Source organism: Shewanella olleyana (assembly GCF_023283825.1).
GTDB lineage: Bacteria > Pseudomonadota > Gammaproteobacteria > Enterobacterales > Shewanellaceae > Shewanella > Shewanella olleyana.
The window spans coordinates 128,130-138,819 of record NZ_JAKILD010000013.1 but is presented as its reverse complement, the minus strand read 5'-3'; the positions used below and the strand labels follow the sequence as shown (position 1 = coordinate 138,819).

Below are 10,690 nucleotides of genomic sequence, written 5' to 3'. Positions count from 1 at the left end.
CTCTGAATATCAAGCCACTGAATTAACGTCTAGCGAAGACAACTCATTGCTGCGCAAGTACTACTTAGCGGACAGAGAACGTAATGAAGTTGAGCTACGTGTCAGTCACACACCGCTTAATTGGTTAAGCGTCGACTTTACCGGTCGTTATGCCAAAGACGATTACGATGACACGGTTATTGGCTTAACGGCGTCAGAAGATTACGGCTATGACATCAACCTGAATATGCAGCTGACCAAACACGTTTCGGCTTATGGTTTTGCCGGCCAGCAATGGATTAACTCAGCGCAAGCGGGTAGCCAAAGCTACAGCAGCCCTGACTGGTACGCCGACGTTGAAGACGAGTTCATCAACTTAGGCGCTGGCTTAAGCTACGGCGGCTTAATGGAAGACAAGCTGACCTTAGGCGCTGATTACCTATTCAGTAATTCAAGCAGTGACACCTATGTGACCGCTGAAGGCACCAGCCCATACGGCGACTACTTCTCCTATAACCATAGCGCAAGCCTTTACGCTAACTATGCCTTAAATGATGACATGGCATTAAAGCTGACTTACCGCTACGAACGCTATTACGACACCGATGATGCTCAAATGACCCCTGACCAAGTGCCAGGCATGGTGACCCTAGGCGAGCTTAATCACAATTATAACGCCCATCAAATCATGCTGAATTTCAGCTATGTGCTGTAGTCGTTTACCTAATTACGCAAAAATATTTTAGTAAGAGGAATAAATATGGAACGCAGAAGTTTCTTAAAAGCGAGTGCTGCACTAGGTTGCGCCGCGACTGTCACGGGCTGTAATAGCAGCTCAAAAGATGCTGAGCCATTACCGCCACAGCCGCCTGTGGAAGAGAAAATGACATGGTCTGCTTGTTTAAGTAACTGTGGCTCAAACTGCCCACTAAAAGTGTTCTCTGTTGATGGCAAAATTGTCAGAATTGAAACTGACGATGAGGGCGATGACTCATTTGGTAACCATCAAGTCCGTGCTTGTGCCCGTGGGCGTTCAAACCGAAAGCGTGTTTATAACCCAGATCGTATTCAGTACCCGATGAAACGCATCGGCAAACGTGGTGAAGGTAAATTCGAACGTATTAGCTGGGAACAGGCCACTTCTGAAATTGGTGCTCAACTAAAGGGCATTTATGACTCTTATGGCCCACGCTCTGTTTACTATATGTATGGCACAGGCGCTTACTACGATATTAATGGTGCTAACTCTTGGAAGCATATGCTCAATGTAATGGGTGGCTATTTAGGTTATTACGGCACTTATAGCTCTGCTCAATCTAGTCGCATATTCGACTTAGTTTATGGCTCTGGCGCACGCTCTACAGTCAGTGAATTACAGCACAGTGACCTCTGTTTATTCTTTGGCTACAACCCATTAGAAATTCGCCAGTCAGGTTCAGGCGAAGGCTACGAGTACGCTCATTATAAAGAAAAACATAACATTAAATCGGTGATTGTTGATTGTCGCTACAGCGACACTGTAGCAGGTAAAGATACCGAATATCACGCTTGTCGACCTGGAACAGATGCTGCACTTTGTGCTGGTATTGCTCATCACCTTATTACTGAGGGCTTGATCGACGAAACCTTCTTATCTGAAAAGGTTTATGGTTTCCGTGATGAACCTGCAATGCCAGAAAAAGGCTTAGATGCATTACCTTATGAGCGAAGCTATGAAGCTTATATTTTGGGTACGGGTGAATTAGACTCGCAAGCCAAAACGCCAGAGTGGGCAGAAAGTATTTGTGGTGTATCCGCCAGCAATATACGTAGTATTGCCGAGCAGCTAGCTGCCGCTAAAGCACCTTACATTGTAAGCGGTTATGGTCTTCAGCGTCAGGCCAACGGCGAAAATAATGCTTGGGCAGTAGCAGCACTCTGCATGCTAGTTGGCGCTATCGGTAAGCGTGGCACAACCACTAGTCACATGTCTAATTCAGCTTTCGCTTTATATACATTGGGGTTACCAGTTCTAACACTGACGAGTAATGCTGAAAAAGCAAAAATTTCCGTATTTTCATGGCCTGATGCTATTAGAAATGGCAAAGAAATGACCGCTTTCAAAGACGGAGTCCAGCTACCTGATCATGATGATACTAATCCTGTTGATGGTAAGTTAGACGCTGATATCAAAGCGATTATTAATGTTGCCAGCAACACCTTGATTAATCAGCATTCTGATTGTTTTAGTACCGCTGAACTTTTAGAAGATGATACTTTATGTGAATTAATTGTAGTCAGTGAAAATCACATGACAGCATCGGCAAAATTTGCAGATTACCTGTTGCCTGATACCACTTGGTTAGAAACAGATGATATCGCCAACCAATGTTATTCAGCCGGCGCAATGTCAGTCATCACACCACTTACTAAGGCAGTAGAGCCACTGTTCGAAAGTCGTTGTGCTTATGAAGTTTGTGCCGATATAGCTGATGCAATGGGAGTGGGCGCGGAATACTCACAAGGCCGCGCAGATTTAGAAGCAACACTTGAAGACTATTATCAAGGAACAGTTTCTTGGATGGATCCTCAATTCCCGCCAACTTACAAAGAATTCCAGCAGAAAGGTATTGTAAAAAAATTCGCGGAATCAAGCGTAAGTGATTGTGCTTTCTATGACGAGCTCAATACCCCAGGTTATGAATTTGAAACACCTTCAGGTAAGATTGAGCTGTTCTCTAACAAAGTTGACTTGATGAGCAAAAATTGGGAAAAACCAGACTACGTTCTAGACCCAACAGAAGTGCCAAATGGCCACCACATTACGCCAATTCCAGCTTATATCGTGACTTGGGAAGGTTATGAAGATCCTAATACACGTGATGAATATCCATTACAGTTAATTGGTCATCATACCAAGGGTCGCGTTCACTCTTCTTACCATAGTGTGCAATGGCTACGTGAAGCCGTACACGATGCGATTTGGGTAAATCCTGACGATGCTTCAGGCTTCAGTGATGGCGACTGGGTCATAGTTGAAGGCCCTGCGCGAGACGGAAATCCAAGCCGCCGCCTTAAAGTTCAAGCAAGAGTAAGTGACAGGATCATGCCTGGCGTAGCTTCGATACCACAAGGTGCTTGGTTCGAGCCTGAAGGAGATATTGATGTGGGCGGCTGCGTTAATACGCTAACAGCTTATAGGCCAAGTCCTATCGCGAAAGCGAACCCACAACACACCAATCGCATCAAAATTTATAAAGCATAGGAGCTAAGCAATGTCAGAATTAACCCAATACGGCTTCTATTTCGATACCCGTAAATGTAATGGCTGCAAAGCCTGCCATATCGCATGTAAAGATAAATTCGATGCTGAAGTAGGCGTCAAGCCAAGACGAGTTTACGAATATGGCGGTGGCAGTTTCACTAAAAGCGCAAACGGTACTGTAGATTGCAACGTATTTACTTACTACATGTCTATTGGTTGTAACCACTGTAGCGAACCTGTTTGTGTCAAGGCTTGTCCAACTGGTGCCATGCATAAACGCCGTGAAGATGGTTTAGTTCATGTCGCGACTGATTTATGCATTGGCTGTGGCAGTTGTGCTAGAGCATGTCCGTATGATGCACCGCAGTTAGACCCTGTTAGAAAGGTAATGGTAAAGTGTGATGGCTGTTTTGAACGAGTCGAAAATGGTCAACAACCACTTTGTGTTGCCGGTTGTACCCAACGTGCTTTAGATTTCGGTCATATTGACGAGTTAAGAGCGAAGTATGGCGAGGAAGCGAGCGTTGCGCCGTTGCCAGCAGCCAATATTACGTCACCCAACTTAATCATTGGAACGAGTGATATGACTCGACCATCTGGCAGTATTGATGGCCGACTTCAAAACCCAGACGAAGTGTAAAGAGTTTTAAATACCATGTGGGAATACCCTGTATTCCCACAGTTTTATTTAGGAATAATAAGATGTCATCAAGAAATGAGTTACTTGAACTATCAGGTGCAATGTTCAATATTTTATCTGAAATATTCTATACTGCACCGTCTGAAAGCAAACTCAACACCATTTCAGAAACCCTTGAAGAATGGCCGCTCTTCTCAGGCAGCCCTGAAAAATTAATTGCTTCAATTAATCAGAGCCTGAACAATGATACTCCTGATGAAATCAGTGCTGATTTTCATAAATTATTCATAGGACCAGGCAAGAAACTTGTTTACCCTTGGGGTTCTTGCTATACAGATCAACAAGCTCTTCTATTCGGAGAATCAACAAAGAAATGGGAACAATTCTGCTTAACGACAGAAATAGTGATCACCCCTAAGTCATACGAGCCAACAGATCATTTTGCGTTAATTTTTTCTGCTATATCAGCCATTTTACTCAGCGAAAATACTGAAGAAGAAAAATCTGAATTATTAGAAATAATACTATCAAACCATTTTAATGATTGGGGAGTGGCATTACTGCAATCAGTGAAAGACAAAGCTTGTACAAGTTACTATTCAGCTACAGCGAGTTTGGCACTCAATTTGATTGATTTTTGGAATGTAGAGTTTAAAAAGAATGCAGGCACATCTAAGTAAAATATTGAAGTGATACCTCCATTTAATATATGTAAGTAGATTTACAGGTTCATTAATGTGTTTTAGCAGGAGTTTTTATGTCAGTCATACATGCAATGGGCGAACAATGGAATAAGGCTGATTGGTCTCATCAATTAGTCTCATTTTGGCAACAAGACACCTACGTGAACAGCCTTTTTGCTGGAGCAACCAATGCTACCACCACAGCCAACTTGGTTGCTGCGCTGATTGATGAATCTAAACGCCAAGCTTGTATCCAATCTGAATTTGATAATGCTGATGTATTTAGCGCATTATTCGATTGTTTTTTATTGTTATTCGTTAAAGAAATTAACAGTAATGACCTAGGCCAAGCCGAAACGCTGATCTTGCAAATTACCGAACATTACGCCAAACAGTGTCTGAAAAGAGCCGAAAACCAAGCAACCGAACAAGTAGAAACAACCCAGAGTACTGATGCGAGACAAGCAGTCCTGTGTAATCAAAGTGAAAAAGTCATTTCAGCTATGACTCAACTGGCTCAATTACGTCACCAACGCCGCAGTCAAACCCGAAATATGGGCAGTTGAGTTTCATAATCATCGACAACGGCACTGGTTTTAGGTAATTTCTCTCTTACGCTCCACACCACTATCAGCATTGAGTAGAAACCTAAGTGAAGACCAATCTCATCACCCCTGAAGGGATGACCAAGCTAAAAACTGAATTGAACTATTTATGGCGAGAATACCGTCCTGAGATCACCAAAAAAGTGACTTGGGCAGCGAGCCTTGGCGATCGCTCAGAAAATGCTGACTACAAAGAAAATAAACGCTTATTACGTCAAATTGATGGCCGAGTCCGCTTTCTAAGAAAGCGTATCGAAAATCTAAAAGTGGTCGAATATGCCGCCGAGCAAGAAGGCAAAATCTTCTTTGGCGCTTGGGTTGAAATCGAAAACGATGCCGGTGATATTTTACAATTTCGCATCGTCGGTCCAGATGAGATTTATGGCGATGCTAAAGGTTATATTTCTATCGACTCACCCATGGCGCGCGCCTTACTGAAAAAAGAAGTCGACGACGATGCAGTCGTTCCAACACCAAATGGCCCGCAAGACTGGTATATTAATAAGATTTCCTATACTGCTTTATAGGTATAAATAACTTTTCACCTGCACTAAAAAATGACATTAGTGACTAAAATGTCAACTTTATGGCGATTTAATCTACAATTTCTTGCCCTATGAACGTTCTTTACTAAACTTGAGATCCGACTTTTATTTACCTTGCCCCGAGTAGATAACATAAAAAAGGAACTTTTATGTGCAGTAGATTGTTCTGGTTAACGTTAGTTATTGCAGCTGCTTTCACTGTGATAAGCGTTAAGGCGATGCCCAATAGCCATCTGCCTGCATACATCATTGGCAATTGGTTAAACCAGCAAGCAGGTCATATCGAATTGCTGCAAATTAATGACGATCGAAGCTATCTTCAAATTGGTTTAGATTTAAACAACCCCAGTAATAGCTTCGCAGAATGGGGCACCTTTGCATTATCTCAAACTACTGAATTTACTGATATGCCGCTTTCGATCGCCTTTAACCCCACTTTTAGTAACAACCCTGCGAAAGGGTTTATTACCCTGCTCACAGAGCTCAACAGCAGCCATATATACCTCAATAATGATGCCTCGCGGTTACAGCTAAATATGGACAATTTGGGTGATAGCTCTATCGATAATATCGTCGAATATGAACAGCTTCGCTCACGGGATATTGAAGGATATTGGTACAGCCAAGAATTTGATGATTTGTATGCGGTCTTGATGCTCGATAATGGCTTATATGTGCAACTGCAAATTAATTTTGAATATGACGATGAATTAACTGGCATGGAGTGGGGCCAATACCAACATCAAACGGAATCAGATGAGGTATATTTTCAAGCGCAATTTGATGACAATAACCAAACCGGTTTCAGCCGATACGGAGAAATTGCCTCAGCAGCATTTAATGTCAAACTTCATAATGACCAGTTAATATTTCTGCTGGATAACAACGAAGATGGAGTGATTGATACTTTTTCAAAGTTAATGCGAAAAAACTGATTTAGTTACAATTTCTAATAATCCTACCAAAATCATTAAATTCAATTAATTTCATAGACTTAATTCAATAAGTTCGTCATATTACCCCAGTTAAAGCATAAACTACTGTTACACCTCTTGTTTGCACTCTATTAAAGTCGCTATATTTAGCTTAATAACTGTATTTAGCGCCGAAATTTAGACAAAAGGATATTTCATGGGCCAGGAAACATCTAAAATTCTCGTTGTCGATGATGACATGCGACTCAGATCATTATTGGAGCGCTACTTACTTGAGCAAGGTTATCAAGTGCGCAGTGCAGCCAATGCTGAACAAATGGATCGCTTATTAGAGCGCGAAAACTTTCATTTATTGGTATTAGACTTAATGCTGCCAGGCGAAGACGGTTTATCGATTTGTCGTCGCTTACGTCAACAAGAAAACCCAATCCCAATTATCATGCTTACCGCCAAAGGCGATGAAGTTGACCGTATCATTGGCCTTGAACTTGGCGCAGATGACTACTTACCAAAACCTTTTAATCCTCGTGAATTATTAGCTCGGATTAAAGCGGTTATGCGTCGTCAAACAGCTGAAGTACCAGGTGCACCCGCTCAGCAAGAAGAAGTCATCAGTTTCGGTGATTTCTCATTAAATCTTGCGACTCGTGAAATGTTCCATGAAGAAAAAAGTATTGCGCTCACCTCAGGTGAATTTGCAGTATTAAAAGTATTGGTTTCTCATCCAAGAGAGCCATTATCTCGAGACAAGTTGATGAATCTTGCCCGAGGCCGCGACTATTCGGCATTAGAACGTTCTATTGATGTGCAAGTGTCTCGTCTCCGCCGCTTGATTGAGGTCGATGCCGCTAATCCTCGTTATATCCAAACGGTATGGGGCTTAGGCTATGTATTCGTGCCTGATGGCACAGCTCGAGGTTAACGTCTTATCAGCCAGTCCAAAGCAATCAAACTGAAATGGTGGCAGCGTTTTCTGCCACGCAATTCTTTCAGCCAAACCGTACTGCTTATTGGTAGTTTGCTGGTCATTAACCAACTGGTTTCTTACTTATCTGTCACGGTTTATTTCATTAAACCCAGCTATGAACAAATTAACCAACTGATCGCCAGGCAAATTAATTTACTGTTCATTGATGGGGTGGAAATTAGCCGTGAACACCTCACCATTGTTGATGCACTCAATGCTAAAGTGCGCCACGATGAAATGAAAATCTACAACCAACAAGATGCCATTGCAGCTGGGCTTGATAGCGCCACTTACTATGGTTTTTTGTCTGAACAAATGTCTGAATATTTGGGCGGCGAAGCCGAAGTACGGTTTTCTCAAGGCACCCAGCTACAAGTATGGATCAGACCACCCCAAGCGCCCACATTATGGATTAAAGTTCCGCTTACAGGGTTAAACGAAAACGACTTATCACCACTGACCTTATATTTATTAGTTATTGGTGCATTAAGTGTTGCCGGCGGTTGGTGGTTTGCTCGCAGGCTCAACAGGCCTCTTAAACGTTTACAGCGTGCAGCAGTTACTGTGTCTAAGGGCGAGTTTCCAAAACCTTTACCATTAAGTGGCTCTTCTGAAATAGTCGAAGTAACCCATGCTTTCAACCAAATGTCCCACAGCATGAAGCAACTTGAGCAAGACCGTGCTTTATTGATGGCGGGTATTTCTCACGATCTTCGCACCCCGCTCACTCGTATTCGTCTCGCATCTGAAATGATGGTCGATGAAGACAAGTATCTTCAAGAAGGGATCATCAATGATATTGAAGATATGGATGACATTATTAAGCAATTTATTGCCTATGTTCGTCACGACCAAGAAAGCGTACGCGAGCCTAATCAAATCAATCGTTTAATTCAGGAAATTAGCCAACAAGAAGTCAACCGTGACGGTGAAATTGAACTGGATTTACAAGAATGCCCCTTAGTGCCTTTCCAAAGTGTGGCCATTAAGCGGGTATTGAGTAACTTGGTTGAAAACGGCTTTAGATATGGCGGTGGCTGGATAAAAATCAGCTCAAAACATAAGCCCCAATATGTCAGCTTTATCGTTGAAGATAATGGCCCTGGTATTAATGAAGCTAAAATTGATGAGCTATTCCAACCTTTCACCCAAGGCGATAGCGCCCGTGGCTCAGTTGGCTCAGGCCTTGGCTTAGCCATTGTGAAACGAATTATAGACCGTCACCACGGTAAAATTGAGCTGAGTAATCGCCCAGAAGGTGGACTGCGAGCGCAAGTATGGCTGCCAATCGAAAACAGTTAGCCAGCTGCTTTGCTCAACAAAAAAGCGACTGCTATAGCATATATAGTGAGTCGCTTTTTTAATGGTCGTTATCCAATTAATTCAAAATTATAGGTCAGAATGAAGCCCAAAAACTTCGAAGTTTATTTGCGATTCAGCCACATTAAGCGCAAGTATGGCTGCCAATCGAAAACAGTTAGCCTGCTGTTTTACTCAACAAAAAAGCGACTGCTATAGCATATATAGTGAGTCGCTTTTTAATGGTCGTTATCCACTTAATTCAAGATTATAGATCTGAATGTGGGCCAAACACTTCATAGTTTATTTGCGACTCTGGCACATTAAGCGTTAGTAATTGCTGCTTAATCGCCTTCATAAAGCCGATAGGGCCGCAGAAGTAATATTGTGCGTTTGGCACGATATGCTCAGCAATGTTAGACAATTCAACAGTGCCTTCAAAGTCGTAATCTTCAGCAGGTAAATCTGTGGCTAAAGGTTCGCGATACCATACATAGCTTGCTAAATGAGTATTAACATCAGACTTCGCTTTAATCGCTTGTTTAAAGCCATGTTGAGCGCCATCTTCACAGGCATGTACCCAAGTAATATTCGCTGTATGTGATTGCGATAATAAATGATTCAACATGCTCTTCATTGGCGTAACCCCCACACCTGCTGATAATAGCACTACAGGTGTTTCTGCAGCCGTCGCTAATACGAAGTCACCGGCTGGCGCTACAACATCAATCACATCCCCTACTTGGTAATGATCATGAAGCAAGTTCGACACCTTGCCTTCTGACTCACGCTTAACACTAATGCGATAAGTGTTGCCATTAGGTGCATCAGATAATGAATACTGACGAATTTCTTTAAACTCTAATTGCTCATGCTCAAGCGACACACTTAAGTATTGCCCAGGCGTAAAGTCGACCACAGACTCACCATCTTCAGGCGTTAATAAGAACGAAGTGATCACTGAAGACTCGGCAGTCTTAGCTTTAACCACAAAACGACGTGTGCCTTCCCAGCCACCCGCTTTAGCAGCCGTTTGCTGATAAAGCTGCGCTTCACGATTAATGAAGATATCCGCTAAGAAGCCATAAGCATTGCCCCAAGCGGTAAGTACTTCTTCTGTGACGGCGTCACCGCCAAGCTCTTTTAATGTCGCTAATAAGTGACCACCAACAATAGCATATTGCTCAGGTTTAATTAAAAAACCAGTATGTTTATGGGCAATACGCTCAACAGCAGCGCCAAGGGCCTCAAGGTTATCAATGTTTTTTGCGTAAGCGGCAACGGCATTAAACAAGGCAACAGGTTGGCCGCCAGTATGTTGATGAGCCAAGTTAAATACATCTTTTAACTCAGGGTTATGTTCGAACATACGTTGATAGAAATGGGTGGTTAGCGCTGGGCCTGCCGCTTCTAGTAATGGAATTGTGCTCTTTACAACGTCTTTAGTATGTTGGTCTAACATAAACAACCTCTAATGTGTATTTAAAATGCATGTTTTAAAAAGATAATAAACATGCATTTGATTTAGATCAATATATTTTAGATTAATTTCATTTTATCTAGGCTGCATTTAACAATTAATCTTATAAATTAGTTCGTTCATAATCGACTAACGCCAGATATCTAACAAGAGATAGTGTAATGACTCTATTTTCATTAGGTATAAGGTGTTAACCCTCCAACTCTGTATAACTAGCTTAGCCTCTTTTAAATTTAATCATAAATAAAACAAGGATTTAGTTGCGCATTCGGATGCAAGTTGATACACACAGTGTAATCTTACTGTCATATTT

At 42.2% G+C, this 10,690-nt stretch carries 10 protein-coding genes; 9 read left to right on the top strand and 1 reads right to left on the bottom strand.

Annotation, left to right across the window (positions count from 1 at the left end; genetic code table 11):
• From L2735_RS11275 to envZ, 9 genes are all read left to right on the top strand, one after another.
• On the top strand, window positions 1-694 hold a 694-nt coding region (locus L2735_RS11275), incomplete at its 5' end, for an MtrB/PioB family decaheme-associated outer membrane protein (RefSeq protein WP_248984805.1).
• 45 nt (window positions 695-739) lie between these two features.
• Window positions 740-3,223, top strand: a complete 2,484-nt coding sequence (locus tag L2735_RS11270) for a DMSO/selenate family reductase complex A subunit (RefSeq protein ID WP_248984804.1) — start codon at window positions 740-742, stop codon at window positions 3,221-3,223.
• A gap of 10 nt (window positions 3,224-3,233) precedes the next feature.
• Complete coding sequence (locus L2735_RS11265; protein ID WP_248984803.1) at window positions 3,234-3,863, top strand: DMSO/selenate family reductase complex B subunit; 630 nt, start codon at window positions 3,234-3,236, stop codon at window positions 3,861-3,863.
• Window positions 3,864-3,925: 62 nt separating this feature from the next.
• Window positions 3,926-4,543, top strand: a complete 618-nt coding sequence (locus L2735_RS11260) for a TorD/DmsD family molecular chaperone (protein ID WP_248984802.1) — start codon at window positions 3,926-3,928, stop codon at window positions 4,541-4,543.
• 77 nt (window positions 4,544-4,620) lie between these two features.
• Window positions 4,621-5,112, top strand: coding sequence for a hypothetical protein (locus L2735_RS11255; RefSeq protein WP_248984801.1), 492 nt, complete (start codon window positions 4,621-4,623; stop codon window positions 5,110-5,112).
• Window positions 5,113-5,198: 86 nt separating this feature from the next.
• The gene (gene greB / locus L2735_RS11250) at window positions 5,199-5,678 is read left to right on the top strand and encodes a transcription elongation factor GreB (RefSeq protein ID WP_248984800.1); all 480 of its coding nucleotides are present in this window, start codon (window positions 5,199-5,201) and stop codon (window positions 5,676-5,678) included.
• A 167-nt stretch (window positions 5,679-5,845) separates the two neighbouring features.
• A complete protein-coding gene (locus L2735_RS11245) occupies window positions 5,846-6,631 on the top strand; it encodes a hypothetical protein (RefSeq protein ID WP_248984799.1) in 786 nt (261 codons plus the stop codon).
• 196 nt (window positions 6,632-6,827) lie between these two features.
• Window positions 6,828-7,553, top strand: coding sequence for an osmolarity response regulator transcription factor OmpR (gene ompR / locus L2735_RS11240; protein WP_248984798.1), 726 nt, complete (start codon window positions 6,828-6,830; stop codon window positions 7,551-7,553).
• A 24-nt stretch (window positions 7,554-7,577) separates the two neighbouring features.
• Entirely contained in the window at window positions 7,578-8,900 is a 1,323-nt protein-coding gene (envZ, locus tag L2735_RS11235; protein ID WP_248984809.1) for a two-component system sensor histidine kinase EnvZ, read from the top strand.
• A 265-nt stretch (window positions 8,901-9,165) separates the two neighbouring features.
• Here envZ and hmpA read toward each other — a convergent pair whose 3' ends face one another.
• Window positions 9,166-10,359: an NO-inducible flavohemoprotein gene (gene hmpA / locus L2735_RS11230; RefSeq protein WP_248984797.1), complete on the bottom strand. Its 1,194-nt coding sequence runs from the start codon at window positions 10,357-10,359 to the stop codon at window positions 9,166-9,168.
• Between the last annotated feature and the right edge of the window lie 331 nt (window positions 10,360-10,690).